Origin of the sequence: Mesorhizobium sp. B2-1-1, assembly GCF_006442975.2 — a bacterium.
GTDB lineage: Bacteria > Pseudomonadota > Alphaproteobacteria > Rhizobiales > Rhizobiaceae > Mesorhizobium.
Window position 1 is genome coordinate 4,446,521 of record NZ_CP083954.1, and the last position, 26,861, is coordinate 4,473,381.

Here is a 26,861-nt window from a genome sequence, read left to right on the forward strand (position 1 = left end):
GTTGGTAGGGAGCGGTTCCGCCTTACGCCTCCGGCTCACGCATGCGATAACCCATGCCGCGCACGGTTTCGATCATGTCGATGCCCATTTTCTTGCGGAGCCGTCCGACAAACACCTCGATCGTGTTGGAATCGCGGTCGAAATCCTGGTCGTAGAGATGCTCTACCAGTTCGGTCCGCGAGACGACCTCGCCCATGTGATGCATCAGGTAGGCAAGCAGGCGGAACTCATGCGATGTCAGCTTCAACGGCACGCCGGCGACATCGGCCTTCGAGGCCTTGGTGTCGAGGCGTAGCGGCCCGCAGGTCAGTTCGGATGAGGCGTGGCCGGCGGCGCGGCGGATCAGCGCCCTGACCCGCGCCAGGACCTCCTCGATGTGGAACGGCTTGGTGACATAGTCGTCCGCGCCGGCGTCGATGCCGGAGACCTTGTCGCTCCAGCGGTCGCGGGCGGTCAGGATCAGCACCGGCATCTTGCGGCCGCCGCGCCGCCAGCGCTCGACCACGCTGATGCCGTCCATCTGCGGCAGGCCGATGTCGAGCACGACCGCGTCGTAGGGCTCGGTGTCACCGAGAAAATGGCCCTCCTCGCCGTCATATGCCCGGTCGACGACATAGCCGGCGTCGACCAGCGCATCCGATATCTGCCGGTTGAGATCCTTGTCATCCTCGACGACCAGTACGCGCATGCGAAGACCACTGCCTGTTGACCGATTGCTTCAGCTATAGGCCGATTCCGCCGGCCTGGGAAACGACGGGGGTCAGTTCTGCGGGACGACGATCTCGGAGCGGCGCGGACGCTGCCCGTTCTTGCCCGGAACGAGCACGACGATGACGCAGACCGGCTGCCCGCCTCGCGTCGACTGCGAGGCCTTGGCAAGCGTCCCGCCATTCTGCTCGGCCACCTGCTGGCCGATCGCGTAGCAGTCGGCCGCCGCCACGACAATCGATTCATCCTGCGCGGCTGCCGGCGCAACGCTTGCCGGCACCGCAAGCAGCCCGGCGCAGAGCGCCAGGGTCGCGGTTCGGAAATGGGAGCGAAGCGTTCTCATGGCCAGCGTTGTAACGCATCGGCGCTGAACGTGAAATGAACGGTGATCGCCGCTGAAACCATGCTCGCCACCCCTGCAATGCGAGACAAACAAATTGAGATTTCACCGCCCAACCCGATGAAACCCATGAAGTTCCAGTCTAGACTCCGTTTCGTTCATATTGAAAGCGCGCGTCAGGCGTTTTCCTGGGTCAGCGCCCGAAAACGCAGCAGGCCGTGATGGACAAGCAGTTCCTCCTCATACCGCGCCTCGCTGAATTCGAGCGACAGGCGTGTCTGGCCGCGAGCACCGACCTCCAGCACCGCGTCGGCAAGGCGCGCCTCGATGGCATCCATGATGGCCCGCGTTTCGGCTTCGCCATGGGCCTTCGACCAGACATGCAGCGTAATAAGTTGATCGTCGCGGTTCTCGGCGCCGGTGTCCCAGTCAAAGGCGCAGGTCTGGCCGCATGTCACGTAGGGAAAGGCGACGTTGTCGGTTGGTTGTTCGCGCAGTCCGGCGCCGCCCAGCAGAGCCGACAGGGACGGATCGCTTTTCAGCCTCAGAAACAGTGCCTGTTGCAAATCGCCGGGCGCCGTCATCGTTTCTCCCTCACCCGGTGCGCTATCGACCCTGCTCGCCAGAAGCTCTTCCGCACTCCAGACGCTTTGCCATATATAGCCATTTACCGAACGAACACGATTGCCGATTCGTTGTCACGATGATGAATGTCGATGATCTCGAAAATACGACTTCCCGCCAATCTCGTCAGCGACGATGAATAGCGGGTACCCTTTGCGAACCGCAAGCATCAGCAACGCCCGGCAGCGCCGCATTTCCTAATTTCAGGAGCTGATCATGCTCGATCCAGAAAAGGCCAGGGCCGCGTCGCGCCTCCTGGTAGGCCATTGGGACAAGGGCACCCGCCTCGACGCCATACCCGAGGAATTGCGGCCGAAGACGCGGGCCGAAGGCTACGCCATCCAGTCGCACGTCATGGATCGCTCAGTGGCTCCGCTCTTCGGCTGGAAGATCGCGGCAACCAGCCTGGCCGGCCAGCGGCATATCAACGTCGACGGCCCGATGGCCGGGCGCCTCCTCGCCGAGAAGGCGGTCGAGGTCGGTGGCTCCGTTTCCCTGGCGACAAGCAAGATGCGTGTCGCCGAGATCGAATTCGCCTTCCGGTTCGGCCGTCAGTTGCCGCCTCGCCCGGCGCCTTATGAAATCGGTGATGTAGTGGACGCCGTGGCGAGTTTGCATCCGGCGATCGAAATACCGGACTCCCGCTATGACGATTTCTGCGCTGTCGGCGCGCCGCAGCTCATCGCCGACAATGCCTGCGCCAATCTGTTCGTCATCGGCGAGGCGGCGGAAGACGATTGGCGTGACGTAGATTTCGCGAAGCACCCGGTGGCCGCTTCTGTCTCTGGAAGATCGCAGCATATCGGATCAGGAGCAGCCGTGTTGGGCGATCCGCGTGTTGCGCTGACCTGGATCGTCAACGAACTGTCGGGGCTGGGCATAACGCTCCAGCCGGGGCAAGTGGTGATAACCGGCACCTGCGTGACGCCGATAAATGTCGAGGCCGGCGACGAAGTCATCGGCGATTTGGGCAGGTTCGGCCGGGTCTCGGTGCGCTTCTGCTAGCAGTTTTACCCCTGTGACAATCCCCTGAGGCAGACAGGCCCCCGGTCATTGTCCTCCACGCAGCCGCACCACAACGCTGCGCACTGCAAGCACCAGCACGGTGATGACGATCAGGATCACTGAAAGTGCCGCGATCGCCGGGTCGATATTGTCGCGCAGACCCATCCACATCAACCTGGGCAGCGTGATGGCGTTGACCGAGGTGATGAACAGCGTGACGCCGATTTCCTCCCAGGAGAGCACGAAGGACAGCAGTGCCGCGGTGACGATGCCGAATTTGATGTTGGGCATGATGATGCGCGTGGCGCGCTCCCAGACGCTGGCGCCAAGGCCACGCGCTGCGAGGTCGATACGGCGGTCAAGCTGGCTGAGGGAGACCAGGATCAGCACCGTGGCGAAGGGCACCGTCATCACCGAATGCGCCATGGCCACACCCAGCCAGGTGTCGTAGCCGAAAAAGGAACTGACGCCGGAGATCGAGGTGAGCAGGAAATAGAGCGTCACCGCCGAGACCACCGGCGGCACCACCATCGGCAACAGCACGAAGCCGACCAGAGCCGCGGTGAAGCGCGGCTGGAACATCCACACGCCAAGGCTGAAGCACAGTGCCAGCACCGTCGAGATGACACTGCTGACGATGCCGATCCTGATCGAGAGCAGGATGGACTGGAGCCAGCGCGGATCCTCGACCAGCGAGCGGTAGTGGCGCAGCGACAATTCGCCGGTCGGCATCGCCAGCATGCGGCTCGGCGTCAGCGACACCGGGATCACGGCCAGCAGCGGCAGGAGCAGGAACAGCGCCACCAGGACGGCGAGGGCAAGCGAGACGGGACCGGGGCGATAGGTCGGCATAGGCTACACCAATTGCTTCGGTCTGACGTAGCGGAAAAGCAGCGCCATCAGGATGCCGACGAACAGCACCAGCACCACGCTGATCGCGGCACCCAGCCCCCAGTCCGGGCTCTGGAAGATGCGGAGATAGATCAATTCGGCGATCATGACGCTGCGGCCGCCGCCAAGGATCGCCGGCGTGACGAAGAAGCCGAGCGAGAAGACGAAGACGATCAGCGCGGAGCCGATGATGCCGGAGCGCGTCATCGGCACGAACACCGTCCAGAAGGTGCGCATGCGGCTGGAACCCAGCCCGCGCGCGGCGAGCAGCACGCGCTCGTCGAGGCTGCGCATGGAAGACGCCAGCGGAAAGACGGCGAAAGGAATGAGGAAATGCGTCATGCCGACGATGACGCCGAATTCGTTGCGCACCAGCGTCAGCGGTTCGCCAATGAAGCCGATCGACTGCAGCCAGGTGTTGATCAGGCCGCGGTTGGAGAGAAGCGCCACCCAGCCGAAGGCGCGCGTCAGCACCGATATCCAGAACGGCACCAGGATGCAGAATTCGGCCAGCACCCGCTGCGCCGGGCTGCCGCGCACCCAGACCACGGTGATGGCGTAGGCAGCGGCAACCGATACAATGGTGACGATCGCCGCGATGCGCAGCGTGCGGACGAACACCGACTGTACCAGCGGGTCGGTTATCAGCGCGCCGTACTGGCCAAGTCCCGGCGTCGGCAGCGTGAAGCTCCACTTCACCACGCCGAGGAACGGCCAGGCATAGGCGAGGCCAAGGAACAGGAGCAGCGGCGCCATCAGCAGCGCCGCGCCCATCCTATCCGAGAGAACGCCTCTCATGTCAGCCCAGCGCCGGTCAGGCGGAGATGATCTTGGTATATTCGTCCAGGGCCGCCCCGTAATTCTTGGCGTACCAGTCCATGTCGAGCGGGATCTGCTTCTTCATGTTCTCGGGATCGACCGGGTTGATGCGCTTCTTGTCGGCGGGAACCAGAGCGTCGGCAGCCGGGTTGGCCGGGCCCTGACCGAGCTTGTCGAACATGACAAGCTGCTTTGCAGGGTCCTGCGCGCTGGCGATGAACTTCATCGCCGCGTCCTTGCCGCCGGGGTTGTTCTTCAACACGGCCAGTGCGCCGGGCGAAATCAGGCCCTGGTCCCAGATGAACTTGATCTGACCGCCCGAATCCTGCTCGATCAGCGAGGCTCGCGTCGACCAGACGATCGCCATCGAGGCTTCGCCGTTGAGCAACACGCTCTGGCTTTCCGCGCCGCCGCCCCAATAGGCGACGACGTTCTCCTTGAACGCGGCGATCTTGTCATGCGCGCGCTTGAGGTCGAGCGGATAGAGCGAGGCCGGCGCGATGCCGTCGGCGAGAAGAGCCGCCTCCCAGCTCGACACGCCCCATTTGTAGAGCGAGCGCTTGCCGGGGAATTTCTTCACGTCGAAGAAATCGGCCATGCCGGTCGGGGCATTGCTGCCGTATTTCTGCGAATCATAGGCGATCACATAGGAGAAGAAATAGGTCGAGGCGGCGTAATCCCAGCCGAAACCCGGCCGCATCTTCTTCTTGTCGACTATTGTGTAGTCGATCGGCTCGAGCATGCCTTGCGCGCCAAGTGTGATGGCCGAGAACGGGTCGACGTCGACAAGATCCCAGGTCGGCGCACCGCTTTTAAATTGTGCCGCGATGGCCCCTTCGGTCGGGCCGGAGCCATCCATCTTGACGGTGATGCCGGTGTCCTTGGTGAAAGCCTGGCCATAGGCGGCGTCGTAAGCCGTGATGGCGTCGCCGCCCCAGTTGACCAGCACCAGTTCCTTCGCGGCGGCGAAGGACTTGGTCGAGCGCAGCAGCAGCGGCGTGCCGGCAAGCACGAGGCCTGCAAGTTGCGTGAATTGCCGGCGCGAGATCTCACCGCGCCTTGTCCTTTCGGAGAGCGTTTCGATGGCCTGTTTCTTGGTATCGTTCATGTTAGTTCCCCTTTGTTTTCGTTGATCGAATCCGGAATCCGGTGCGGCGAATTCAGGCCGCGCCGGTGCTCATTGCCCTCCGTCCGGAAGGAGGAAACCCTTTTCCGCCGGCCAGGTCAGCCAGACGGAATTGCCTTTGCTGAGCGCCGCGGCCGCGACCTCGTTCGGCACAGAGACGGTCACCTTCGCACCTTGGCGTGTCGTAAGGTCGAGTTTGGTCGCCGCGCCCAGATAGGTCGATCCGATCGCGGTGGCAGCTATGCCGTTCTCGCCTGCCGCCGCCTCGCGCGCTATCGACATATGTTCTGGCCGGATCGCCAGGATGGCATTGCCATCCACTGCTTCGGCGTTGCCGCGCAGCTTGATTGCCCGGTCTTCGCAGAGCGCGGTCGCGCCATGGTCGGCGACGCGCACGCCCTTCAGCGGCAGCATATTGATCTCGCCCAGGAACTCGGCGACGAAGCGGTTGGCGGGCCGGTCATAGACCTCGTCAGGCGCTCCGACCTGCAACAATTTGCCATGGTTGAAGATGGCGACACGCGAGGACAGCGCCAGCGCCTCGCTCTGGTCGTGGGTGACGAAGACGAAGGTGGTGCCGGTCTCCTGGTGCAGACGTTTCATCTCGGCCTGCATCTGGCCGCGCAGGCTCTTGTCCAGCGCCGAGAACGGCTCGTCGAGCAAAAGCACGCCCGGCTCGAACACCAGCGCGCGGGCCAGCGCCACGCGTTGTTGCTGGCCGCCGGAAAGCTGCGCCGGCAGCTTCTTCTCGTGGCCGAGCAGACCGACGCGCTCTATCATCTCGCCGACGCTACGCTTGATCTCGGCGGCAGATTTCTTGCGAACCTTGAGGGGAAAGGCGATGTTTTGCTCGACGCTCATATGCGGGAAGAGCGCATAGCCCTGGAACACCATGCCGGCGGCGCGCTGCTCGGCCGGCCGGTCGGTAATATCGACGCCGTCGCTGAACAGGCGGCCCTCGCTGGGCTGCAGGAAGCCGGCCAGGATCATCAGGAAGGTGGTCTTGCCGGAGCCGGAGGGGCCGAGCAGCGTCAAAAACTCGCCGCGGCCGATATTGAGCGTCAGATTGTCCAGCGCACGGAACGAGCCGAAGCTCTTGCCGATCCCGTTCGCCTTGATCTCTGCGGCCCGGCCGGGTTGCTGCATCCTGCCTCTTCCTTGGTGGCTGGGGAAATCGTAGGCAGCGCGAAGGCTCACCGCAACCGAATAGTTTTCGCCTGATCGGCAAATTTGATTCATCTATGGCGAATGCCGGCGACGCTGGAGCCGCGAAATTCACCTCTCCTGGGGGAGATCAGTTGATCTCAATATGTCCGCAACCTGTTCTCCGATAGCTTCGACCTCAACCATCCCCCAAACGCCTCCAGCACAGGGTGACCCGCCTTGGCGTGCTCGGAAACCAGGAAATAGGAACGCGGCGACGGGATCGAGGTCTCGAACGGCTTGACCAGCCGGCCCTCACTCAGCGCCCGGCGGCTGGTCAGCTCGTCCCCCATGGCGATGCCCTGGCCGGCAATCGCCGCCGAGAAAACGAGGTTCATGTCGGAAAAGAAGATGCCGCCCTCGGTGTCGGGGTTCTCGACCTTAGCCAGCGCCAGCCAGCGCGCCCAGTCCTCCGTATCGCCAAGATGCAGCAGGTTGGCGCGCAGGACGTCGGCGGGCTTGGAAAAGCCGCCCACTTTGTTGAGTAGCGTCGGGCTGCAGAGCGGCGTGAACGAGATATCGCACAGCAGTTCCACCACGCGGTTCGGCCAGTTGCCGACGCCAAAGGCAATGAAGGCGTCGGCGTCCGGATTGCTGACGTCGTCGAGCCGTCGGGGCGTCAGTATGCTCAGCGCCACATCAGGATACATCTGCCGGAACTCGCCGATATGGGTGCACAAGAACAGCGAGGCGAAGCCTGGTGTGCATGAGACTGCGAAGGAGCCGCCGACCCCGGTGCCGGCGTTTTGCGCCACCGCGTCGCCGAGCACGGTCAGCGCCTTGCGCACGTCCGCGGCATAGCGCTGGCCGCGCGGTGTCAGCGCCACGCCCTTGCCGATGCGCTCCAGCAGATCGAAGCCGAGGTCGCGTTCGAGCAAGCGCAGTTGATGGCTGACCGCGCTGCGGGTGAGGTGCAATTCGTCGGCGGCGCGCCAGACGCTGCCATGACGGGCGAAACTGTCGAGGGCGCGGAGCGCCTGCGTCGATGGAATTCTCAAGAGGTGAACCGAATTTGCACGAACCGGGAAAACATATCACTTTTTGGGAAGCCGCTTCACTGCTTTCTTTGGGGCATGGAAAAACCGGTGACGACATCGGCGCAAGAAACCGCTCTTGCCTGCCTCGACGGCATCCAGCCGCTGCTGTCGGCCTGGACGCGCACCATCTTCGACTTCGGCGAAACCGCCTGGCGCGAGTACCAATCAGCAGATTGGTATGTCGATCGGCTGAAGCGCGAGGGGTTTGCGGTCGAGGAAGGCTCCGCGGGCATGCCGACGGCCTTCTGCGCCCACTGGACCAATGGGGACGGTCCGACCATCGGCATGTATGCCGAATATGACGCCGTGCCCGGCAACTGCCAGGACGCTGCCACGGTGAAGCGGCCCCGCCCAGGGCTCGGCTCCGAAGCCGGCGGCCATACCGATCCGCACTCGGGCCTGGGCATGGCCAGCCTGGGCGGTCTGCTCGCCACAAAGGCCGCCATGCAGCGCCACGGCATTGCAGGCACGCTGCGCTTCACCGGCGAGCCGGCGGAGAAGGTGCGCGGCTCGAAACCGATCCATGCAGCCAAAGGCTATTATGACGGCCTTGCCGGCATGATCTCCTTCCATCCCTTCTACATGCTGCCGCTCTGCAACACTGCGCGCTGGGACACCCATTGCGGCGCTGCCTACGCGATGATCTATCGCTTCATCTGCGATGAGCCCGAGAATTGGGCACGCGCCGCCGGCGACGGCGCCCCGATCCCGCAGGCACATTCGGCGGTTCGCGCGCCCGGCGCCAACGACGCGCTGATGACGATGTACATAGCCTCCAAGGCGCTGCGCGATTCCATGCTGCCGCACCAGGGCGGCTGGTCGATCAGCGAGACGATCCTGACGGCGGGCCAGGCCACCGCCGACAATCTGCCGGCAGGCCTTGCCGAGATCCAGTACATGATCCGTGTTCCGACCATCGCCATGGCCGAGCAGGTCACCGCCGTGCTCGACCGAAACGCCTCGGCCGCCGCCGCGATCAGCGGCTGCCACTACGAACGGCACTGGGTTTCGAAGTCGCGGCCGGGGCTGGCCAATCATGCCATGGCCGGGATCGCCTATGAGGCGTTGGCGAGCGTCGGCCCGCCCCGCTGGGACGAGGCGGCGAAGAAGATCGCCCGCGAGATCCAGGTCAATGCCGGTGGGGTGGCGAGCGAAAACCCCTTCATCGACGAGCTGGAGCGGCTGATTGAACCACAGGAGGCAGAGGCGATCCTGCGCCGCGACCTGCCGCCGTCGCAGGTGAGCTCGACCTCGGACGACTACACCGACATGAGCTGGCACACGCCGACAGCGCGTTTCTATGTCGCCCGCCCTGCCCTGCGTTCGGCAAACGATCATGTTTTTCCAGCTTGGGCGATGAACGCGCTGGGTGGCATCCCGGCGACCATCGACCCGATGGTCATCTGCGCGGCGAAGACCGTCGCGCTATCCGCCCTTCGCCTGCTGGAAGACAAGGCCGCGCGCGACATGGCGATGGACGAGTTCGTCACCCGAACCGGCGGCGGCATTGGCGGTTCGACCTGGATCGCCCCGCTCTGCGACTACGATCCGCCCATCAACTTCCGCTGGCCGGAATATGTCACCACGCCGCGCGGCCGCGACTGGTGGATACCAAGCAAGCTATGACCGCAAACGCCCATACGAGGAGAACCGCATGACCGTTCATGACCGCATCATCGCCGAGCCGTTTTCGCTGCAGCGCCGCAACCCGGCCGGCGGCACCAAGCCGCTGACATCGTGGGGTTTCGCCAACGAGACCGACGTCTTGACCGACGTGCTGCTCGGCTCGCCCAATTTCCTGCGCCATCTCTCGACCAGTTCGCTGTCGCGGAAACACCTGCGCGAGGCACCCTGCAACGTGCAGATCGCGCAGGCGCAACACAAGGATCTGGTCGCGGCCTACGAGCATTTCGGCGTCAACATCCACTGGCACGAGCCGACGCCGGAGCTGCCGATGCAGGTCTACTCCCGCGATTCCAGCGTAATGACGCCCTACGGCGCCATCATCACCGCCATGGCCAATTGGTGGCGGCGCGGCGAGAATTACGCCGCCATCCGCACCTATGAAAAACTCGGTATCCCGATCTACGACATGGTCACCGCAGGCACCTTCGAGGGCGGCGATTTCAACGTCATCGAGGACGGCGTGGTGCTGATCGGCTGCGGCGGCGCCCGCACGCAGGAAGAAGGCGCCCGCCAGGTACAGGCCTGGTTCGAGAAGGAGGGCTGGGAAACACGTATCGCCTTCATCGACGAGTACTATGTCCATATCGACCTGATGGTGGTGCCGATCGCCGAAAAACTCACCGCCGTCTGCCTCGCCTGCACCGAGCCGGGGATCGTCGACTGGCTGAGGGGCAAAGGGCACGAGATCATCGACGTGCCGTTCCAGGACACGATGGCGCTCGGTTGCAACTTCATGTCGCTGGGCAAGGACAGGGTGATCGCGCCGACATCCAGCCAGTCGCTGATCGGTCAACTCAAGGCGCGCGGCTTCGAAGTGGCGGCCGTCGACATGAGCGAGATCTCCAAGACCGGCGGCGGCATCCACTGCATGGCGCAGGCGCTGAAACGCGAGGCGGCCTGAGCCCGGAACGGCAACCCCCATCTTCGCCGGCCTGATCAGCGTCAGGCGGGTGAATGGCGGTTTGTAACCGCCCCCATCAACAAACCCCGCAGGTGTGTCCTCGCCACCCTTGTGGGCGTCCGCAAATGGATGAATAGTCAGGGCGGCGTCGCCCTGAAACTGCCCGCTTGGTTTTCAGGCCGTGCCATAGCCGTCCGGGTTTTTGAATGGTCAGTCCTGAACCACGCAAGAGAAGAGGTGCGATCGCCGCTCGGCTGCTGGCGCTCGACGCATGGATCGATTCCTCTCTCTACGAGATCGGGTTCAAGGCGCGCCAGTTCTGGGAGGGCGCGACGATTTTCTCGCGGCGCTTTCGCGTCAACGGCTGGCGCCGTGGCATCGTCGAGCTGTTGAGCGAAGGTTTCACGCTTGGCGCCGGCGGCATCGTCGTCATGCTGGCGCTGGCTATTCCCGCCTTCCAGGACACGGCCGGCGACTGGCGCGCCCAGGGCGACTTCGCCGTTACCTTCCTCGACCGTTATGGCAACGAGATCGGCCAACGCGGCATCATCCAGCGCGATTCCGTGCCGGTCGACGAAATGCCCGATCATGTCATCAAGGCGGTGCTTGCCACCGAGGACCGGCGTTTCTTCGACCATTACGGCATCGACGTTCTTGGCCTGTCGCGCGCAATCTTCGAAAATGTGCGGGCAAACTCCGTCGTCCAGGGCGGCTCCAGCATCACGCAGCAGCTCGCCAAGAACCTGTTCCTGACCAATGAGCGCACCTTCGAGCGCAAGATCAAGGAAGCCTTCCTGTCGCTGTGGCTCGAAGCCAATCTGTCGAAGAAGGAAATCTTGCAGCTCTATCTCGACCGCGCCTATATGGGCGGCGGCACATTCGGCATCGAGGCGGCGGCGGACTTCTATTTCGGCAAGAGCGTCAAGGACCTCAATCTCGCCGAGGCGGCGATGCTTGCAGGCCTGTTCAAGGCGCCGACCAAATACGCGCCGCACATCAACCTGCCGGCGGCGCGCGCGCGCGCCAATGTGGTGCTGTCCAATCTCGTCGATTCCGGCTTCATGACCGAGGGCCAGGTGCTGCAGGCAAGACTGCATCCGGCCGATGTCGTCGACCGCGGCGAACAGAAGAGCCCCGATTATTTCCTCGACTGGGCCTTCGACGAGGTGAAGAAGATCGCCAAGCCCGGGCAGCACTCGCTGGTGGCGCACACCACCTTCGACGCCAACATCCAGAAGGCTGCGGAAGAGTCGGTGGAGTTCCACCTGCGCCAGTTCGGCAAGGAGTACAACGTCACCGAAGGGGCCGTGGTGGTCATCGAGACCAACGGTGCGGTGCGCGCGATCGTCGGCGGCCGCGACTATGGCGCCAGCCAGTTCAACCGCGCCACCAAGGCGCTGCGCCAGACCGGCTCCTCCTTTAAGCCCTACGTCTATGCAACGGCGATGGAGCACGGCTTTACGCCGAATTCGATCGTATCAGGCGGGCCGATCAGCTGGGGCAGCTGGTCGCCGCACAATTACGGTGGCGAGTCGGCGGGCAAGGTCCCGCTGATCGTGGCCATGGCCAAGTCGATCAACACGGTGCCCGTGCGGCTTGCCAAGGACTATCTCGGCATCGGGCCGATCAAGGCGATGGCGGAATCATTCGGCGTGGAATCGCCGCTCGAAGCGCACAAGACCATGGTGCTCGGCACCTCGGGCATGACCGTGATGGACCAGGCGACGGGCTACAGCGTGTTCGCGCAGAACGGCTTCGTCGGCTCCAGGCATGGCATCACGCAGCTCGTCACCCGCACCGGCGAGGTGGTCTACGATTTCGCCAAGGATGCGCCGCCGCCGCATCGCGTGCTGTCCGAGCAGGCGCTGAAATCGATGAACACCATGCTTGTCGCGGTACCGGCGATGGGTACCGCCAGGCGCGCGCAGATCCCCAACATCGTCGTCGCCGGCAAGACCGGCACGACGCAATCCTACCGCGATGCCTGGTTCGTCGGCTTCACCGGCAACTACACGGCGGCCGTCTGGCTGGGCAACGACGATTTCACGCCGACCAAGAACATGACAGGCGGCTCGCTGCCGGCGATGGTGTGGCAGCGGCTCATGGTCTATGCGCATCAGAACATCGACCTCAAGCCTATCCCCGGCATCGACAAGCCCTTCGTCGACGAGGAGATCGCGGCCAAGGCCGCGGAAGCGCAGAAGAAGAGCGAGGAACAGGCAGCGGCCGATGCCGCCGCCGAACGGCCGCCGGTGCTGTCCAGCCGGACGACACAGACGCTCAGGGACATGACCCACCTGTTCGAAACGGCGCGCAGGCTCGGTGCATCGGCTCCGCCCGAAACGCTGTCGGCGCTGTGATCGCGGCGCCTCTTCCCTTCTGCCTTCGGGAAGATGGAAAAGCCACACCTTGCGAATCCGCGTCCTGCGGCTTGCCACACGACCCCGCGCCGCGATATCCCCGAGCGGCAATTCTTCATGCGCCCGGCCTTTCATGCTCAAGAACGCCTTCCTGACGCTGCTTTCGCTTGCCATAGCCATCGGCGGCGGCGGCGCCAGCGTCTGGTATGCGCTGAAAATGCAGGACGGCGTCGGGGCGATCAGGATCGGCCAGTGGACCGCCTTTCCCGATATCGGCACACCCGCAGCCGACCCCTATTCCAAGGCCCGCGTGGCGCGCGAGGGCGTGCTCGCGCTCGGCCGCGCCGAAGGGCTGTCCTTTGTCGCCGAGGAGGACGCAGCTGGCGGAGAACTCAGGCGCGAATGTACCTACACGATCGAAGGCGGATTTCCGACCGCCCGATTCTGGACCCTCTACGCCGCCGACCAATCGCTCGGCGTGGTCGAGACCGGCAAATCGCGGCTTGCCGCGCTTCAATCCTATGGCGTGCTGCGCCAATCCGACAATTCGGTGCTCATTTCCGTCGGCCATCACCCGATGCCCGGCAATTGGCTGCTGACCGACGGTTCCGGCAGGATGTATTTCGTTTTGACATTCTACGACACGCCGATCGCCAGCAGCACCGGCCTGTCGGACGTTTCGCTGCCCAAGATCACCAAGGTCGGCTGCGATGCGTAGTGTCTATGCCGCGACGCGCAGACTTCTACATGCCGTCCTGCTCGGCCTCGTCGGCGCCGGCATCGTGCATATCGTCGTGCTGCTTCTGGTGCCTGAATTCTCGGAACGCGATGCCTGGTCGCGGCTGTCGATGACGTCGGATCTCTACCGGATGACCCGGCTCGATGCGGAGGCGGGCGGCGCGCCGGTGGTGAAATCGGTCGACCCGCTGTTTTATGCGACGGCTTGCCGGTTCGACCTCGATGAGGGAATGGTGAGGATCAGGGCGCCGGGCAATGTGCCCTTCTGGTCGGTGTCTGTCTATGACCGCAACGGCCACAACATCTATTCATTCAACGACCACACGGCGACCGGGGGCAAGCTGGATGCCGTGGTGCTGACGCCGGCGCAGATGATCGACATACGCAGGGACCTTCCCGAGGAGCTTCAGGGAGCGATCTTCGTCGAAGCGCCGATCGACGAGGGCATATTCGTCATCCGCAGCTTCGTGCCGGACGACAGCTGGAAGTCGATCGTGTCGCGCTTTCTGGAGCAGAGTTCGTGCGAGCTGCAGGACTTTTAGACCGCGGCCCGGACAATCCGCATCACAACAATCAAGGGCGGTGCCGCAGGGATGATTCGCGCCTCGGCCTCAAGAACGTTCAGTGGTGCGGCACTGGCGCGCGTGGCGATCCCGGCTTGTCAGGGCCGGCGGGCCGCGCTTCCCCCGCGGCGGACCGCTCATAGCGGATGCCGGGAAAGATGATTACCGCCGCCGGTATTTCGGTGGTTTGCTTTGCTCGATTGGTTGGTGCCGTTCTCGGCACGAAAGACAGTACCATGCCCATGGTTCGCGTATTCCTCTCGGTTGCCCCGGAGCACAACGCAACGCCTCCAAATATCATTAAGGCCGGCAGAGGGTTAACGGAGCGCTAACGGATCCCAGCTAACTTGATCTTTGTTTTTGGCAATCGCGAAACCGACACGGTTCCGGTCGAGCATGGTCAAGCGTGTATAGAGTATCGGGCGTATCCCTCGTGTCATCTTCGGACTTCAGGCAAATCGCGGCAGGGACGGAATCAGGAAAGGCCGAAAGGCTGTTCCGCGCAGCGGTGTCTGCGTTCTGCTCGCTCACCCGGCCATCCCGCCGTGAAATTGGCCAGCTCGAAGATCTGACGCTGCCGCTGTTCGACAACGTGTCCGCCGAATCGCGCCGCTACGTGGCGGCGGCCCTCTCTGAATGCGAATATGCTCCGGCCGGGCTGGTGCGGCGCCTGTGCGAGGAGCCGGTGGGCATCGCCGCCCCCTTGCTCATCCGCTCGCGCGCAGTCAGTGACATCGACCTCATTGCGCTGATCGGCCGGCACGGGCTGCCGCATGCGCGCGCGATCGCGCGCCGCAAGAACCTTAATCCGACTATCGCCGATCTGATCAGGGCACTGGAAAGGCCGACGCTGGTGCGGGTGCGCGATCCGGAAGCGGAAGCCTCTCCGGCACAAACCGCTCCCTCGAAGGCGCCGGCCGCCGACAGCGCGGCGAAGCAGCAGACGCCGGGCGTTGGTGCCGAAAATGCGCGGCGCAGACTGCGCTCCATGATGCGGACCGGCGAGGAGGCGCAGGCGGCGCAGGTCGATCCGTTCACCGGAGCCGACACCTATGCCAAATTGCGCGAGACGGCGCTGACCGGAAACGCCGCCTTCTTCCAGACCGCGCTCGCCGATGCGCTCGATATCGATTTCTCGACGGCCAGGTTGCTGACGGCGAACCAGAATTACATGCCGCTGCTGGCGGCGCTGCGCTCGCTCGACCTCAGCGAGGACCGGGCATTCCTTATCACGGTTGCCGTCTACTCCCGCGAGTTTCCGCATCCGCAGGCGATCCGCACCTTTCTCGATCGCTACCGGCTCCTGCACCGCGACGCGGCGCTGGACAAGGTGCGGGAATGGAAGGCCGTGACCCTGTCCGATGTGGTTCGCGACGCCGCCCCCACCAACAGCGCCAGCCGCGAGGCGTCGAACAGTGACGATGCAGCGGCCTTCCCTGGCCTCAGGACATCTTCACGGAAATAAGCTCCTCGACAGGAACAGCGCCGGCCTCGATCTCAACCACCCAGATGTCGGGATCGAATTTCTTCTCGCGTTCCAGTCTGGCGTCCAGCACCGAAGCATCGGCGGCGGTGGCGAGAAGGCTAAAGAAACGGTCGTCGGGCTTGGCCGAATCGTAGCTCGTCTGTGGCGCCGGCCCATAGAGAGCGATTTCACCAAGCCGGCTCCGCGTTAGAACGAACACGGCGCCGGCTTCGGTCGCGCCGCGCTTGACCACGGCGGCAAACCCGCCCGCGCCGAAAACCCGACGCAACAGGGCCGATACCCAGAGATCCGTGGTCACGCGCATGAGAAAAGTCCGGACAGCATGCGGGCTATCTATCGGTATTTACACCGCTGGGCGAGCCGTTGTTTGCGCCGTCAGTTGGTCAGGCCGATCTCGCGCATCTTGACATAGACCAGTTCGTCGGGCTCGCCGGTCTGCGGCAGGCCGAACAGCGACTGGAATTCCTTGATGGCCGCCTTGGTACGGGCGCCGACGACGCCGTCGAGCTGCATGTCGTCATTGCCGAAGGCCTTGAGCCCGGCCTGTATCTTGACAATGCGAGGATCCGGCGCTTGGGAAGCCGTATCGGTCTGCAGCGACACTGGAACCGCCTGCGACACTTCGGGACGCGGTTGCGGTTTCGGCACGGCGGCGGTTTTCGGGGTCGCGCCCAGCTGATCGAGCAGCAGCGCGTCGATCTCGCCGGACGTGTTGAGCCCAACCTTCTGCTGATAGGCCTGGATCGCCTTGCGCGTGTTGGGTCCGGAAATGCCGTCGACCGTGCCGGCGTAGAAATCGAGATCCTTCAATATGCCCTGCACCTGCTCCACCACCGGATCGCCCTTGACCGGCGCCGGCGCGGTACCTGGCCGCACGATGTTGAAGGTGGTCTCCGGCTCATCAGCGGCCGCGTGCGGAACGCCCTGCATGCTGCGGGTCGCGAAGAAGGCGCCGGCATGCGGGAAAGGCTGGTACCACAGCGCATTCGCCGAAACGTAGAACAGCGTCACCAGGAATGCCGTCGACCCTCCCGCCAGGACGGGATTGCGCGAAATCATGCCGCCGATGGCGACGGCTCCGTCCTGGAAGGCGTTGCTGCGGCGCTTGGCCGCCTTAGGCTGTTTTGCGGAGCGCGCCATTTCCGTCCCCTTTCGCCCTGGCCAGCGGCATCGTCAGCACCCCGGCCTTGTCCGCCGGCCGCCCTTTCGGCCCGTTCACCGGCAGGCTGATGGTGACCGTGGTGCCCTCGCCCGGCATGCTTTCGATCGACATGGTGCCTTCGTGCAGCGCCACCAGTCCCTTGACCAGCGACAGGCCAAGGCCGGTCCCCTCGAAACGACGGGTATAGTCGTTCTGGATCTGCATGAACGGCTTGCCGAGATTGGCGAAATCTTCCTCGGCGATACCGATGCCGGTGTCCCGCACCCAGAAATGCAGGCGCGAACCGATCCGCTTGGCACCGACGACGACATCGCCGCCATCGGGCGTGAACTTGATCGCATTCGAGACGAGATTGATGAGGATCTGCTGCACGGCGCGCCGGTCGGCGTTGATTTCGCCGGCGTCCGGCGCGATCTGCGCCTTGAGATCGATGTTCTTGGCCTGCGCCTGGAGCCGCATCATCTGCTGACACATGTCGACGGCTTCCATGAAGCGGAATGGCTCCGGTTCGGTCGCATAGACGCCCGATTCGATCCGCGACACGTCGAGAATGGAGGTTACGACGGCAAGCAGATGCTGGCCGGAATCGCGCACCAGACCGACATATTCCTTCTGCCGTGGATCCTTGAAGGCGCCGAACATCTCGTGCAGCAGCATGTCGGAGAATCCGATGATGGCATTGAGCGGCGTGCGCAGTTCGTGGCTCACCACCGCCAGGAAGCGCCCTTTCGCCACTTCGGCGGCGGCGGCCGCGTCATTGGCGGCGCCGAGGTCTTCGCGCAACCGGGCGACCTCGTCGTTCTCGCGCAGCACAAGCGTGAAAACGTCGCCCTGCTCCTGAGCGCGCATCAGTTCGAGCGAAAACGGCCGATAGTTGTCTGCCGCGCCATTGCCATTCTGTCCATTGCCGTCCTGCGGCAGCCTGACGCGCAACTCCAGCCTGCGCGACAGCGCCCCGTCTCGCATGTCGGCCAAGGCACTGAGATAGGAGACGCGATCCGAGAGATGCACGCGATCGAAAAGCCCGGTTCCGCAAAGCAGTTGCGGGGGCAGCTTCAACAGCGTACGCGCCTTTGCCGAGGCATCGATAACCTCGCCATGGCGGGCGACGCGCAGGACCACCGCGTCGATCATGTCTTCCAGACGATCGCCGGTGTCCCCTACGTCGGCCGCAGCCGCCGTGTTGCGAACCGCCGATATACGCGGCACCAGCGTCAGCGCCCAGGCCAATGGCAGCAGCCAGTGCCACGCGGCGATCGGCACCGCGGCGTGCGGGAGGACGGTTGCCGTCACAGGCTGCAACAGAATGGCGACGACGGCGCAGACGGCTCCCCACAGCGCTGCGCGGCGCGAGGCGCCGATCCACCAGGCTTCGAACGGCAGCGCCACGAAAAGCATCGCGACCGGAGAGCTCAGCCCGCCGGCAGCGGCAACAAGACCGGCGAGCGCAAGTCCCGCGATCGCCAGCGCGGCCCGGCCGGCCAGATCCATCCTGCCGGTCGCGGCCACCAGCAAGGCGATGAACCAGCAAAGACCAAAGGCCGCGAAGATGGCGGCCACGGTGACGGCTGCGCCCATGCCTGACGTGACGAGCGTGACCGCGGCACCGGCGGCAAAGAACGGAGCGGCCAGCATGGCGCCGATAAAGCGACGCTGACGCTCGCGGTCGTCCAGCCCAAGAATGGAGGGATGGACCATACGTTCACAACCGGCGGCCATTGCCCCAGGCAATTCAACGTATCTGGCCTTGATCGGCATCAACTCAACGCACCCGCACTCGTCGTGAACAGCTCTGCTTTTGCAGATCGTTTTGATTGACTCTGAAACTCGCACCCAGCCTTTAAAGAATGGATAAGGCAGGGCCGACCCAAGGCCCGGCCCACGGCGAATATCGGGATGGGAGCGCCCGAAAAGGCGGGCAAATGCCACCATAGTAAACGGAGGGTTATCCGCAGGGGCCGCCCGCAGCGTGGCCAGCCGCAGCGCACCGACCGCCTGATTTTGTGGAAAACGCAACAGAAACAAAGGAATATATGGCTGATGGATGATAAGAAAAATGGTTCCAATCTGAGACAAATCGACAGCAAAACGCTTCGTTTCGAATTTGCCTCAAATTTGAAGAAAATTCTCGGCTAACCCGCAAGCCGTCCTTTGCGCCTGTGTGCCAATATCCCGCCCACAAAAGAGGTCATGCTCATGGCTGCATGATCCGGTCACGACAAGAGGCGAGCATGTTCTTCCTGATGAGAATGGCTTTCTGGTTTTCGCTGGTGCTGCTGGCACTGCCGCTGGGCGTCGGTCCCGGCGAGCCGGGCCAGGAAAGCGTAGGACCGATCCAGGCCCTGTTCGCAGCCCGCGACGCGGTCGGCGACATCGCCGGTATTTGCGAACGCAAGCCCGATGTCTGTGAGACCGGCAAGTCGGCAATGCACACCATCACCGCAAGGGCCAAGGAGACAGCCAAGATCGCGGCCGCCATGCTGGACGACAAGTCCGCAGGCCCCGACATCTCCACAATGACCGGCAGCGTTCCCGAAGAAGTCGTCTTGCCCGAGACAGTCAACCTGCCGGTAAAGAATTAAGCCGTTTCGACGGCGCACCGCGGGCAGTCTGCCTCTCGACGCCCGCGGTGTTTTTGTTTTTCCGTGACGCGGCGACGGTGGATGACTATATCCCTGTCATGACGACCACGATCCAGACGATCCGCGACGACTTCTCATTCCTTGACGAATGGGAGGACCGCTATCGTTATGTCATCGAACTCGGCGAGGCGCTGCCGCCATTCCCGGATGAGGAACGCACCGCCGCCAACAAGGTGCCGGGCTGCGTCAGCCAGGTCTGGCTGACCACCGAACGGGGACCGGGCGGCGATCCGGTCATCACCTTCAGGGGCGATTCGGACGCCCATATCGTACGCGGGCTGGTGGCGATCATGCTGGCGCTGTTCTCCGGCAAGACCGCCAGCGAGATCCAGAAAATCGATGCGGAAGCGACGCTGAAGGCGCTCGGCCTGGACGAGCACCTGTCGCCGCAGCGCGCCAACGGCCTTCGTTCGATGGTCAAGCGCATCAGGCGCGACGCAGAGGCCGCACTCGAGCAGACGGCCTGATATCGCCTCCGCGATCAGCCGATCGCATCATACCGCGCACTGGTACCAGCGCTGTCCGGCCCGGCCGGCAAAGTAAAACGGCGCCCGAAGGCGCCGATGTCGATCGTTGAACCTTCCGTCCGGCTCTATCTATCGTTTGAGCCGCATTCTGCGATACCAAGTGTACTCACCTGGCAGCAAATGCTTAGCGGGCCTTGCGCTTGCGGCCGAGCCCCATCTTCTTGGCGAGCTGGGAGCGGGCGGCCGCGTAGTTCGGGGCAACCATCGGGTAGCTCGGGTCGAGGTTCCACTTTTCGCGATACTGATCCGGCGTCAGATCATAATGAGTCATCAGGTGACGCTTGAGCGACTTGAACTTTTTGCCGTCTTCAAGGCAAACGATGTAGTCGTCATGAACCGAGCGCTTCGGGTTCACTGCCGGCTTCTGCTTGTCGGCGGGCGGCTGTTCGGCGGTTCCGCCCACACGCCCGAGAGCAGCATGGACATCGGAGATGAGGTTCGGCAGTTCGCCGACCGGCACGGGATTGTTGCTGACATAGGCGGCCACCACGTCGGCGGTCAGCTCGATCAGCGCGTCGCTGTTTCTGGAAGGTGTTTCGACAATATCCATGGTCTTCAGGCCCCAACGAGAGTTAGTTTAGTGCGCCCTTTTTTACAGGCAAGGCATTGCACGAATTTTGTGCAGACAGAGCTTCTGCGATTCGTGTCGCGGGGGCATCAATGAACCTACCTAGCAAGTAAGTCAATTCGATCCTTGCACTATATTGAACGATGTTGATCAAATATTTTCGGATCAGCTTCAATCTTTCGTGCACGATGTAATTTTTCGATATTTCGCAGGCGAAACCAGCGACCGGTGACGCAGCGTTAGCTAACCGTTACATTCGCGCTAACTCACAAAGCATCTCCGAGTGCTTCGCTTTGCTTGGCGATCGCGCCGGCAATCTTGGTTGCTCACCCCCTTTCACAAAACCATAGGTTGCCCCACCTCGGCCATTGCCGGCCCTCACGCGTCGTGCAGCCGACCAGCTCGGATCACTCAATACGGGGCGATGTATTTGCCATAGGCCCACCCGGTGACAAAACCGCCGTTCTTCGCCGGATCATGCCAGACTTCGCACCAGCGATAGCGAACCGCCTGCTGCTGCTTCCATGCCGGCTGATTGGCGATGTCGAGCAGGTTCGTCCCGCCAGTGCATCGTCCGGTCATCTGCAAAACGGTGCCGTTCGGATATGCGGCCTGTTTCTGGGACGTGCCCGAGGGATATTTGCGCACGTTGAGCGTGTCGCCGAACGGCACGTTGGCCACTTGCCAAGCGGCGAATACGGTCGCATGAGATTGGCCGGCGATGGCCATAGTTGCGGAAACGACGGCGAGAGCCGCGACGGTGCGAGCATAGATATACATTATTTCTCCTCCCGGCCCGCTTTCTGGAGCCCGGCGCAGCAATAAGACCCGGCTCTTGAACCCGCGCTGATCGGCGTGTTCATTGGCCATTCAGGACATTTCCAAAGCGAGACGCAATGACCAAAACTTCTGCATTCCCGGATGTCACCCCGCCAACGCCCGAGAAGCGGCCGGTTTTCGACACGCATCACGGTATCACGCGAACGGACGACTATTCCTGGCTGCGGGCCGACAATTGGCAGGAGATGTTCAGGGACCCCGCATTGCTCGATGCGGGCATCCGCGCCCATCTCGAAGCCGAGAACGCCTACCAGTCGAAACTGATGGCCGACACGGCCGATTTGCGGAAGCGGCTGTTCAAGGAGATGAAGGGTCGCATCAAAGAGGACGATTCTTCCGTGCCGATGAAGGACGGACCCTACGCGTATGGCTCCTCCTTCAAACTCGGCGGCGAGCAGCCGCGCTATTTCCGCATGCCGCGGGACGGCGGCGCGCAGCATATCCTGCTCGACGGCGATGCCGAGGCCGAAGGCAAGGCCTATTTCCGGCTTGGCGGCGTCGATCATTCGGCCGACCATGGCAAGCTTTTATGGGCGTTCGACGACAAGGGCTCCGAATTCTATACGCTTCGGGTGCGCGACCTCTCCGACGGCAAGGAACTCGCGGACACGGTTCCAGACACCGGCGGTTCGGGGGTGTGGAACGCCGCCAATGACGGGTTTTTCTACACCCGGCTCGACCCCAACCACCGTCCCTCCAAGGTGCTGTTCCATGCGCTTGGGCAGGATCCGGCAAGCGACCGGCTGATCTATGAGGAAAATGATCCCGGCTTCTTCATGAATGTCGGCGGCACGCGCTCCAATGAATGGATCATGGTTGCCATCAACGACCACGAGACATCGGAATACCGGCTGCTGAGCGCGGGCGAGCCGTTTGGCGAGCCGAAGCTGGTGGCGGCGCGCGAGACCGGTCTTCAATACGAGATGGAGGAAGGCGGCGACATTTTCTTCATCCTGACCAACGCCGATGGGGCCAAGGACTTCAAGATCATGACGGCGCCGGCGAGCGATCCGATCCGCGCCAACTGGCAGGAACTGGTTCCGCACGAGGCCGGCCGGCTGATCCTGTCGGTGATCGGCTTCAAGAACCATATGGTCAGGCTGGAGCGCAAGGAGGGCCTGCCGCGCATCGTCGTGCGCGACCGTGCAACCGGCGAGGAACACCTGATCTCCTTCGACGAGGAGGCGTTTTCGCTCGGCCTGTCGGGATCCCTGGAATACGACACCGAGATCATGCGCTTCACCTATTCATCGATGACGACGCCGGCGCAGGTCTTCGACTACAACATGCGCACCCGCGAGCGCGTGTTGCTCAAGACCCAGGAGGTGCCGTCCGGCCACGACCCGGAGCGCTATGTCACGCGTCGGCTGATGGCGCCCGCGGCTGATGGCGAATTGGTGCCGGTCTCGCTCTTGTACCGCCGCGATACCCCGCTGGACGGCTCCGCGCCTTGCCTGCTTTACGGCTACGGTTCCTATGGCATCACGGTGCCGGCGGCCTTCAACACCAACTGGTTCTCGCTGGTCGACCGCGGCTTTGTCTTTGCAATCGCCCACGTCCGCGGCGGCAAGGACAAGGGCTATGGCTGGTACGATGACGGCAAGCGGGCGCACAAGATGAACACTTTCACCGATTTCATCGCCTGTGCACGCCATCTGGTCGCCGAACGCTACACTGTGCATGACCGCATCGTCGCGCAAGGTGGATCCGCCGGCGGCATGCTGATGGGCGCGGTCGCCAACATGGCGCCGGACTGTTTCGGCGGCATCGTTGCCGAGGTGCCTTTCGTCGACGTGCTCACCACCATGCTCGACGCCAGCCTGCCGCTGACCCCGCCGGAGTGGCCTGAATGGGGCAATCCGATCGCGTCGGCGGACGATTACCGGACGATCGCCGCCTACTCGCCCTATGACAATGTCGCCGCGCTCGGCTATCCACCGATCCTGGCGCTAGCCGGTCTCACTGACCCGCGCGTCACCTATTGGGAACCGGCCAAATGGGTGGCGCGGCTGCGCGAGCGCAAGACGGGCGACAATCCGGTCCTGTTCAAGATCAACATGGAATCGGGCCATGCCGGCGCGTCCGGCCGGTTTTCCCGGCTGGAGGAGATCGCCTACACATATTCATTCGCCTTGAAAGTGACAGGCAAGGCAACAGGGCCGCAGGGCTGAAGCGGTCATTGCCCTTCGGCCCCTGGCGTGACTTGATCGGCGACGAACGCCGAGGAGGATGCGAGCAATGATCGACCTGGCCACATTGACCACCTATGTCGCCGTGGTGCTCGGTTTTGTGTTTATTCCCGGCCCCGCCACGCTGCTGACGGTCGCGCGGGCAACGAGTTCGGGAACCAAAGCCGGCATCGCAACCGGCGCAGGGATCGCGGCCGGCGACGTGTTTCACACCTTCACGGCCATGGTCGGCATCTCGGCGATCATCGCCGCATCGGCGGTGTTGTTCAGCGCCGTGAAGTATCTCGGTGCGGCATATCTCGTTTATCTCGGCATTCGCGCGATCATGGAAAAGACGCCGGCCGATCTCGCCGCCGGCAGGTTCCCAATCTCAGCGGGCAAGGCGTTTCGGCAAGCCATACTGACTGAGATGCTCAACCCCAAGACGGCGCTTTTCTTCCTCGCGTTCCTGCCACAGTTCGTCCGGCCCGAAAACGGATCGGTCATGCTCCAGCTGGCGGTATTGGGGATCATCTTTGTTCTGCTGGGCCTCTTCAGCACAGTGGTTTTCGCGGTGAGCGCAGGCGGGCTTGGCACTTTCCTGCGTCGAAATCCCACGGTGTTAAAATGGCAGGGCAAGATTGTCGGCGGCATCTATTGCGGCCTGGGCGTGCGGCTGGCGCTTCAGCAGCGCTGACGCGAAACGGTGACCGGCGCGGCCTTCTCGGCGAGCCGGGCAATCATTGGTTTTTGAATTCCGTGTTGCTGGTTTTCGCTCGCAATTGCGATGCCCGCGCGCTACCCAAGGCGCGTTTTGTCCCGGGCCATGACAGCCCACAATCGCACAAGGGCCTGCCATGCTGCTCGTCGACGTCTATCTCGACAAATCCCCCATCCAGGGCATTGGTGTCTTTGCCAAGAATCCCATTTCCCGCGGCACGATGATCTGGAAGCTGGATCCGAGATTCGACCGGCTCATCGAGGTCGAGACCTATGAGAGCCAGACAGGACCGGTGAAGAGCTATCTCGATCGCTATGCCTATCCGGACAGGCGAGATCCGAACTACATCGTCTTCGAGGCCGACGATGCACGCTACATGAACCACGCCGACGAGCCGAATTGCGACGTATCCTCGCCGGAGGAAAGCTTTGCGTTGCGCGACATCGCGGCCGGCGAGGAACTGACCTGCAACTACAATCATTTCTTCGCGGCGGGCTTCGACTTCCTGGGCGATCGCCACCCGTAGTCAGCTCGCCGGTTTTTTGCGCGCCGGATAGCCGTTCGGATGCGGCGGAACCGCCTTGAGATAGGCCGCGATCGCCGCGCGGTCCTCGGGCGCCAGTTCGGCCATGTTCCTCTGCACGTCGACCATGGCCCCGCCAACGGAATCGAAATCGGGCGTGAAGCCGGTTTCGAGATAGTTGGCGATATCGGCCTGCGACCAGTCGCCGATGCCGCCCTCCCCGGAGGTGATATTGGGGACGATGCCGCTGCCTTCGGCGGCTGTGGCTCCAGCCAGCCACTCGCTCTTCTTTGTCCCCCCCGCAAGGTCACGCGGTGTGTGACATTCGCCGCAATGACCCGGTCCCTCGACCAGGTAGCGACCGGCAATCACAGGACCAGGCGCGCCTTCGGGCAGGGACACAACAGGCTGCTCGCTGAGATAGAGCCGTTTCCACAAGCCGATGCCGCGACGGATGTTGAACGGGAAACTCAATGAATTGGCCGGCGCTCGGCCGGCAACCGCCGGCAGCGTCTTCAGGAAGGCATAGAGATCGGCAATGTCGGCGGGCTTCATGCGCGCGTAGGACGTATAGGGAAATGCCGGATAGAAATGCTCGCCCGACGGCGAGACACCCTTCAGCATGGCATTGGCGAGATCCTCGGCCGACCACGCGCCGATGCCGTCCTTCGGGTCTTGCGAAATGTTGGGCGGCACAAACGTGCCAAACGGGGTCTTGAGTTCAAGGCCGCCGACAAGTTCGAGCCGCTCATCGCCTTTCGAACCGGGTTTTGCATGGCAGGAGGTGCAGCCGCCGGCATCAAAAATGCGCTTGCCTCTGGCCGCGTCACCAGGCGCGAGCTTGGCCATAGTTTCCGCGTCGAGCTTCACCGGCGCCGAAAGCGTCCACGCGGCAACCGCGCCGACGCCGCCGAGCACGAGTGCGGCGCCGACAAACTTCCTCAGCCATGCCATGGCCGGCGATCAGCCTTTCTTGACCCTGTAGCCCTTGTGGCAGGTGCCGCAGTCGGAGCCGATGACGCCGATTTGCGTCTTCAGGGACTCCACGTCGGCTGGGGCCGCAGCGACCGCGGCCTTGACGTCGGCAAGATACTTGTCTTCCGTCGCCTTGAAGCCGGCCATGTCTTGCCAGATCTTCGGCGCCGCCGTGGTGTCGCCCGTGTCGCTGCCCGCCGGGAACAGGACGTCGGCGTCGAATTTTTCCGCGTTCGCCTGGAGCGCCTGCAGCGCAGTCAGTACGGCGGCGGCATCAAAGGGCTCCTCACCCTTGACCACTTTCGACAGGCCGCCGACGATCTTCCCGCGCTCCTTCATCAGGGCCTGGCGGTCGAGGATCGGGTCGGCAAAGGCCGCCGAACCGGCGAACGCGAGCATAGAGATGGCGACGACAAGCTTTCTCATTCAATTGGCTCCATGATGAAGGCATTTCGGGACAGGACGTTAACGGACGTGGCGGGAGGAATATTCCCTTCCCCCGACGATTTTGCAGACCTTTGCTGTGGGATCTCGGCACAGAAAAAGAAAAGCCCCGGGGGTGCCGGGGCTTTCTGAATCTCGATCAGGCTTTCGCTTTTTCGTAGAGTTCGAGAACATGATCCCAGTTGATCAGGCTGTCGACGAAGGCCTCGAGATATTTCGGCCGGGCGTTGCGATAGTCGATGTAATAGGAGTGCTCCCAGACATCGACGCCGAGAATCGGCGCCGCGCCATGGACGAGGGGATTCTCGCCGTTCGGCGTCTTCGAGATCGCCAGCTTGCCATCCTTGACCGAAACCCAGGCCCAGCCGGAACCGAACTGGGTCGTGCCGGCGGCGATGAAGTCGGCCTTGAATTTGTCGTAGCCGCCCAGATCGCTGTCGAAAGCCGTCTGCAACGCGCCCGGCAGCTTGTTGCCGCCGCCGCCCTTTTTCATCCACTTCCAGAAATGGATGTGATTGTAGTGCTGGGCGGCATTGTTGAAGAGGCCGGCATTCTTGCCGAACGACTGCTTGACCACCTCTTCTACCGACAGATCGCCAAGGCCGGCTTCGGCGGCAAGCTTGTTGCCGTTGTCGACATAGGCCTTGTGGTGCTTGTCGTGGTGATATTCCAGCGTCTCTTTCGACATGTAGGGCTGCAAGGCCTCATAGTCGTAAGGCAGAGCGGGCAATTCAAAAGCCATGGAAGGTACTCCCTCAAGGAAAATCCGGTGTCGATACCGGACTAAGATAGGTCTGGATTGGG

29 protein-coding genes are annotated in these 26,861 nt (G+C 63.1%); 13 read left to right on the plus strand and 16 right to left on the minus strand.

Annotated features, from left to right (window positions below):
- Nucleotides 1-22: 22 nt before the first annotated feature.
- From FJ972_RS21950 to FJ972_RS21960, 3 genes are all read right to left on the minus strand, one after another.
- Nucleotides 23-688 carry a response regulator transcription factor gene (locus FJ972_RS21950; RefSeq protein WP_140494700.1) on the minus strand — a complete coding sequence of 222 codons (666 nt, stop codon included), beginning with the start codon at nucleotides 686-688 and terminating at the stop codon, nucleotides 23-25.
- Between the two features lie 72 nt (nucleotides 689-760).
- Nucleotides 761-1,051, minus strand: coding sequence for a hypothetical protein (locus FJ972_RS21955; RefSeq protein WP_140494702.1), 291 nt, complete (start codon nucleotides 1,049-1,051; stop codon nucleotides 761-763).
- Between the two features lie 173 nt (nucleotides 1,052-1,224).
- Nucleotides 1,225-1,632, minus strand: a complete 408-nt coding sequence (locus FJ972_RS21960) for a DUF3168 domain-containing protein (RefSeq protein WP_140520721.1) — start codon at nucleotides 1,630-1,632, stop codon at nucleotides 1,225-1,227.
- 256 nt (nucleotides 1,633-1,888) lie between these two features.
- Here FJ972_RS21960 and FJ972_RS21965 point away from each other — a divergent pair, with 256 nt between their 5' ends.
- A complete protein-coding gene (locus FJ972_RS21965) occupies nucleotides 1,889-2,677 on the plus strand; it encodes a 2-keto-4-pentenoate hydratase (RefSeq protein WP_140520722.1) in 789 nt (262 codons plus the stop codon).
- A 45-nt stretch (nucleotides 2,678-2,722) separates the two neighbouring features.
- Here the strand turns inward: FJ972_RS21965 and FJ972_RS21970 are convergent, their stop codons facing one another.
- The 5 genes from FJ972_RS21970 to FJ972_RS21990 all read right to left on the minus strand — a co-directional run bounded on the left by FJ972_RS21970 (nucleotide 2,723) and on the right by FJ972_RS21990 (nucleotide 7,714).
- The gene (locus FJ972_RS21970) at nucleotides 2,723-3,529 is read right to left on the minus strand and encodes an ABC transporter permease (RefSeq protein WP_140520723.1); all 807 of its coding nucleotides are present in this window, start codon (nucleotides 3,527-3,529) and stop codon (nucleotides 2,723-2,725) included.
- 3 nt (nucleotides 3,530-3,532) lie between these two features.
- A complete protein-coding gene (locus FJ972_RS21975) occupies nucleotides 3,533-4,366 on the minus strand; it encodes an ABC transporter permease (protein ID WP_140520724.1) in 834 nt (277 codons plus the stop codon).
- A 16-nt stretch (nucleotides 4,367-4,382) separates the two neighbouring features.
- The gene (locus FJ972_RS21980) at nucleotides 4,383-5,495 is read right to left on the minus strand and encodes an ABC transporter substrate-binding protein (protein ID WP_140494711.1); all 1,113 of its coding nucleotides are present in this window, start codon (nucleotides 5,493-5,495) and stop codon (nucleotides 4,383-4,385) included.
- A gap of 69 nt (nucleotides 5,496-5,564) precedes the next feature.
- The gene (locus FJ972_RS21985) at nucleotides 5,565-6,659 is read right to left on the minus strand and encodes an ABC transporter ATP-binding protein (protein ID WP_140494713.1); all 1,095 of its coding nucleotides are present in this window, start codon (nucleotides 6,657-6,659) and stop codon (nucleotides 5,565-5,567) included.
- A gap of 158 nt (nucleotides 6,660-6,817) precedes the next feature.
- The gene (locus FJ972_RS21990; RefSeq protein ID WP_140494716.1) at nucleotides 6,818-7,714 is read right to left on the minus strand and encodes a LysR substrate-binding domain-containing protein; all 897 of its coding nucleotides are present in this window, start codon (nucleotides 7,712-7,714) and stop codon (nucleotides 6,818-6,820) included.
- A 75-nt stretch (nucleotides 7,715-7,789) separates the two neighbouring features.
- Here FJ972_RS21990 and FJ972_RS21995 point away from each other — a divergent pair, with 75 nt between their 5' ends.
- The 6 genes from FJ972_RS21995 (at nucleotide 7,790) to FJ972_RS22020 (ending at nucleotide 15,466) form a co-directional block, all read left to right on the plus strand.
- Nucleotides 7,790-9,379, plus strand: coding sequence for an amidohydrolase (locus FJ972_RS21995; protein WP_181173465.1), 1,590 nt, complete (start codon nucleotides 7,790-7,792; stop codon nucleotides 9,377-9,379).
- Nucleotides 9,380-9,407: 28 nt separating this feature from the next.
- Complete coding sequence (locus FJ972_RS22000; RefSeq protein ID WP_140520726.1) at nucleotides 9,408-10,340, plus strand: dimethylarginine dimethylaminohydrolase family protein; 933 nt, start codon at nucleotides 9,408-9,410, stop codon at nucleotides 10,338-10,340.
- A gap of 206 nt (nucleotides 10,341-10,546) precedes the next feature.
- Nucleotides 10,547-12,700 carry a transglycosylase domain-containing protein gene (locus tag FJ972_RS22005; protein ID WP_140520727.1) on the plus strand — a complete coding sequence of 718 codons (2,154 nt, stop codon included), beginning with the start codon at nucleotides 10,547-10,549 and terminating at the stop codon, nucleotides 12,698-12,700.
- A gap of 133 nt (nucleotides 12,701-12,833) precedes the next feature.
- Nucleotides 12,834-13,418 (plus strand): DUF1214 domain-containing protein, encoded by a 585-nt coding sequence (locus FJ972_RS22010; RefSeq protein WP_140520728.1) that lies wholly within the window; start codon nucleotides 12,834-12,836, stop codon nucleotides 13,416-13,418.
- Complete coding sequence (locus FJ972_RS22015) at nucleotides 13,411-13,980, plus strand: DUF1254 domain-containing protein (RefSeq protein WP_140520729.1); 570 nt, start codon at nucleotides 13,411-13,413, stop codon at nucleotides 13,978-13,980. The genes FJ972_RS22010 and FJ972_RS22015 overlap by 8 nt, the downstream gene beginning before the upstream one ends.
- A 454-nt stretch (nucleotides 13,981-14,434) precedes the next feature.
- The gene (locus FJ972_RS22020; RefSeq protein ID WP_140629390.1) at nucleotides 14,435-15,466 is read left to right on the plus strand and encodes a hypothetical protein; all 1,032 of its coding nucleotides are present in this window, start codon (nucleotides 14,435-14,437) and stop codon (nucleotides 15,464-15,466) included.
- On the opposite strand, the gene FJ972_RS22025 is transcribed toward FJ972_RS22020, so the two are convergent.
- The 3 genes from FJ972_RS22025 to FJ972_RS22035 form a co-directional block, all read right to left on the minus strand.
- Nucleotides 15,444-15,791, minus strand: a complete 348-nt coding sequence (locus FJ972_RS22025; RefSeq protein WP_140494737.1) for a DUF1491 family protein — start codon at nucleotides 15,789-15,791, stop codon at nucleotides 15,444-15,446. The two genes, FJ972_RS22020 and FJ972_RS22025, sit on opposite strands and share 23 nt — an antisense overlap.
- 71 nt (nucleotides 15,792-15,862) lie before the next feature.
- Nucleotides 15,863-16,627 (minus strand): peptidoglycan-binding protein, encoded by a 765-nt coding sequence (locus FJ972_RS22030; RefSeq protein WP_140520732.1) that lies wholly within the window; start codon nucleotides 16,625-16,627, stop codon nucleotides 15,863-15,865.
- Entirely contained in the window at nucleotides 16,602-18,347 is a 1,746-nt protein-coding gene (locus FJ972_RS22035) for a sensor histidine kinase (RefSeq protein ID WP_140520733.1), read from the minus strand. Before FJ972_RS22035 ends, FJ972_RS22030 begins: the two co-directional genes overlap by 26 nt.
- 198 nt (nucleotides 18,348-18,545) lie before the next feature.
- On the opposite strand from FJ972_RS22035, the gene FJ972_RS22040 reads away from it, so the two are divergent.
- The 3 genes from FJ972_RS22040 to FJ972_RS22050 all read left to right on the plus strand — a co-directional run bounded on the left by FJ972_RS22040 (nucleotide 18,546) and on the right by FJ972_RS22050 (nucleotide 19,758).
- Nucleotides 18,546-18,785, plus strand: coding sequence for a hypothetical protein (locus tag FJ972_RS22040; RefSeq protein ID WP_140520734.1), 240 nt, complete (start codon nucleotides 18,546-18,548; stop codon nucleotides 18,783-18,785).
- Between the two features lie 95 nt (nucleotides 18,786-18,880).
- Nucleotides 18,881-19,231, plus strand: coding sequence for a DUF5330 domain-containing protein (locus tag FJ972_RS22045; RefSeq protein ID WP_140517959.1), 351 nt, complete (start codon nucleotides 18,881-18,883; stop codon nucleotides 19,229-19,231).
- 98 nt (nucleotides 19,232-19,329) lie between these two features.
- Nucleotides 19,330-19,758, plus strand: a complete 429-nt coding sequence (locus FJ972_RS22050; protein WP_140495047.1) for a SufE family protein — start codon at nucleotides 19,330-19,332, stop codon at nucleotides 19,756-19,758.
- A 184-nt stretch (nucleotides 19,759-19,942) separates the two neighbouring features.
- Here FJ972_RS22050 and FJ972_RS22055 read toward each other — a convergent pair whose 3' ends face one another.
- Both FJ972_RS22055 and FJ972_RS22060 read right to left on the minus strand, forming a co-directional pair.
- The gene (locus tag FJ972_RS22055) at nucleotides 19,943-20,368 is read right to left on the minus strand and encodes a MucR family transcriptional regulator (RefSeq protein WP_095089970.1); all 426 of its coding nucleotides are present in this window, start codon (nucleotides 20,366-20,368) and stop codon (nucleotides 19,943-19,945) included.
- A 429-nt stretch (nucleotides 20,369-20,797) separates the two neighbouring features.
- Complete coding sequence (locus tag FJ972_RS22060) at nucleotides 20,798-21,166, minus strand: SH3 domain-containing protein (RefSeq protein WP_140520957.1); 369 nt, start codon at nucleotides 21,164-21,166, stop codon at nucleotides 20,798-20,800.
- 116 nt (nucleotides 21,167-21,282) lie between these two features.
- On the opposite strand from FJ972_RS22060, the gene FJ972_RS22065 reads away from it, so the two are divergent.
- The 3 genes from FJ972_RS22065 to FJ972_RS22075 all read left to right on the plus strand — a co-directional run bounded on the left by FJ972_RS22065 (nucleotide 21,283) and on the right by FJ972_RS22075 (nucleotide 24,641).
- The gene (locus FJ972_RS22065; RefSeq protein ID WP_140520735.1) at nucleotides 21,283-23,397 is read left to right on the plus strand and encodes a S9 family peptidase; all 2,115 of its coding nucleotides are present in this window, start codon (nucleotides 21,283-21,285) and stop codon (nucleotides 23,395-23,397) included.
- A 67-nt stretch (nucleotides 23,398-23,464) separates the two neighbouring features.
- Complete coding sequence (locus FJ972_RS22070) at nucleotides 23,465-24,091, plus strand: LysE family translocator (protein WP_140520736.1); 627 nt, start codon at nucleotides 23,465-23,467, stop codon at nucleotides 24,089-24,091.
- Between the two features lie 160 nt (nucleotides 24,092-24,251).
- Complete coding sequence (locus tag FJ972_RS22075) at nucleotides 24,252-24,641, plus strand: SET domain-containing protein (RefSeq protein WP_140494748.1); 390 nt, start codon at nucleotides 24,252-24,254, stop codon at nucleotides 24,639-24,641.
- Here the strand turns inward: FJ972_RS22075 and FJ972_RS22080 are convergent, their stop codons facing one another.
- From FJ972_RS22080 to FJ972_RS22090, 3 genes are all read right to left on the minus strand, one after another.
- The gene (locus tag FJ972_RS22080) at nucleotides 24,642-25,592 is read right to left on the minus strand and encodes a cytochrome c (protein WP_140520737.1); all 951 of its coding nucleotides are present in this window, start codon (nucleotides 25,590-25,592) and stop codon (nucleotides 24,642-24,644) included.
- 9 nt (nucleotides 25,593-25,601) lie between these two features.
- Complete coding sequence (locus FJ972_RS22085; RefSeq protein ID WP_140494752.1) at nucleotides 25,602-26,039, minus strand: c-type cytochrome; 438 nt, start codon at nucleotides 26,037-26,039, stop codon at nucleotides 25,602-25,604.
- Between the two features lie 157 nt (nucleotides 26,040-26,196).
- Nucleotides 26,197-26,799: a superoxide dismutase gene (locus FJ972_RS22090; protein WP_140494754.1), complete on the minus strand. Its 603-nt coding sequence runs from the start codon at nucleotides 26,797-26,799 to the stop codon at nucleotides 26,197-26,199.
- Nucleotides 26,800-26,861: the final 62 nt, after the last annotated feature.

Excerpts from the sequence above, each read along its gene's own strand:
- FJ972_RS21950 (WP_140494700.1), bottom strand. The coding sequence starts at position 688 with ATGCGCGTACTGGTCGTCGAGGATGACAAGGATCTCAACCGGCAGATA.
- FJ972_RS21955 (WP_140494702.1), bottom strand. The coding sequence starts at position 1,051 with ATGAGAACGCTTCGCTCCCATTTCCGAACCGCGACCCTGGCGCTCTGC.
- FJ972_RS21960 (WP_140520721.1), bottom strand. The coding sequence starts at position 1,632 with ATGACGGCGCCCGGCGATTTGCAACAGGCACTGTTTCTGAGGCTGAAA.
- FJ972_RS21965 (WP_140520722.1), top strand. The coding sequence starts at position 1,889 with ATGCTCGATCCAGAAAAGGCCAGGGCCGCGTCGCGCCTCCTGGTAGGC.
- FJ972_RS21970 (WP_140520723.1), bottom strand. The coding sequence starts at position 3,529 with ATGCCGACCTATCGCCCCGGTCCCGTCTCGCTTGCCCTCGCCGTCCTG.
- FJ972_RS21975 (WP_140520724.1), bottom strand. The coding sequence starts at position 4,366 with ATGAGAGGCGTTCTCTCGGATAGGATGGGCGCGGCGCTGCTGATGGCG.
- FJ972_RS21980 (WP_140494711.1), bottom strand. The coding sequence starts at position 5,495 with ATGAACGATACCAAGAAACAGGCCATCGAAACGCTCTCCGAAAGGACA.
- FJ972_RS21985 (WP_140494713.1), bottom strand. The coding sequence starts at position 6,659 with ATGCAGCAACCCGGCCGGGCCGCAGAGATCAAGGCGAACGGGATCGGC.
- FJ972_RS21995 (WP_181173465.1), top strand. The coding sequence starts at position 7,790 with ATGGAAAAACCGGTGACGACATCGGCGCAAGAAACCGCTCTTGCCTGC.
- FJ972_RS22000 (WP_140520726.1), top strand. The coding sequence starts at position 9,408 with ATGACCGTTCATGACCGCATCATCGCCGAGCCGTTTTCGCTGCAGCGC.
- FJ972_RS22005 (WP_140520727.1), top strand. The coding sequence starts at position 10,547 with ATGGTCAGTCCTGAACCACGCAAGAGAAGAGGTGCGATCGCCGCTCGG.
- FJ972_RS22010 (WP_140520728.1), top strand. The coding sequence starts at position 12,834 with ATGCTCAAGAACGCCTTCCTGACGCTGCTTTCGCTTGCCATAGCCATC.
- FJ972_RS22015 (WP_140520729.1), top strand. The coding sequence starts at position 13,411 with ATGCGTAGTGTCTATGCCGCGACGCGCAGACTTCTACATGCCGTCCTG.
- FJ972_RS22025 (WP_140494737.1), bottom strand. The coding sequence starts at position 15,791 with ATGCGCGTGACCACGGATCTCTGGGTATCGGCCCTGTTGCGTCGGGTT.
- FJ972_RS22030 (WP_140520732.1), bottom strand. The coding sequence starts at position 16,627 with ATGGCGCGCTCCGCAAAACAGCCTAAGGCGGCCAAGCGCCGCAGCAAC.
- FJ972_RS22035 (WP_140520733.1), bottom strand. The coding sequence starts at position 18,347 with ATGGTCCATCCCTCCATTCTTGGGCTGGACGACCGCGAGCGTCAGCGT.
- FJ972_RS22040 (WP_140520734.1), top strand. The coding sequence starts at position 18,546 with ATGGGAGCGCCCGAAAAGGCGGGCAAATGCCACCATAGTAAACGGAGG.
- FJ972_RS22045 (WP_140517959.1), top strand. The coding sequence starts at position 18,881 with ATGTTCTTCCTGATGAGAATGGCTTTCTGGTTTTCGCTGGTGCTGCTG.
- FJ972_RS22050 (WP_140495047.1), top strand. The coding sequence starts at position 19,330 with ATGACGACCACGATCCAGACGATCCGCGACGACTTCTCATTCCTTGAC.
- FJ972_RS22055 (WP_095089970.1), bottom strand. The coding sequence starts at position 20,368 with ATGGATATTGTCGAAACACCTTCCAGAAACAGCGACGCGCTGATCGAG.
- FJ972_RS22060 (WP_140520957.1), bottom strand. The coding sequence starts at position 21,166 with ATGTATATCTATGCTCGCACCGTCGCGGCTCTCGCCGTCGTTTCCGCA.
- FJ972_RS22065 (WP_140520735.1), top strand. The coding sequence starts at position 21,283 with ATGACCAAAACTTCTGCATTCCCGGATGTCACCCCGCCAACGCCCGAG.
- FJ972_RS22070 (WP_140520736.1), top strand. The coding sequence starts at position 23,465 with ATGATCGACCTGGCCACATTGACCACCTATGTCGCCGTGGTGCTCGGT.
- FJ972_RS22075 (WP_140494748.1), top strand. The coding sequence starts at position 24,252 with ATGCTGCTCGTCGACGTCTATCTCGACAAATCCCCCATCCAGGGCATT.
- FJ972_RS22080 (WP_140520737.1), bottom strand. The coding sequence starts at position 25,592 with ATGGCATGGCTGAGGAAGTTTGTCGGCGCCGCACTCGTGCTCGGCGGC.
- FJ972_RS22085 (WP_140494752.1), bottom strand. The coding sequence starts at position 26,039 with ATGAGAAAGCTTGTCGTCGCCATCTCTATGCTCGCGTTCGCCGGTTCG.
- FJ972_RS22090 (WP_140494754.1), bottom strand. The coding sequence starts at position 26,799 with ATGGCTTTTGAATTGCCCGCTCTGCCTTACGACTATGAGGCCTTGCAG.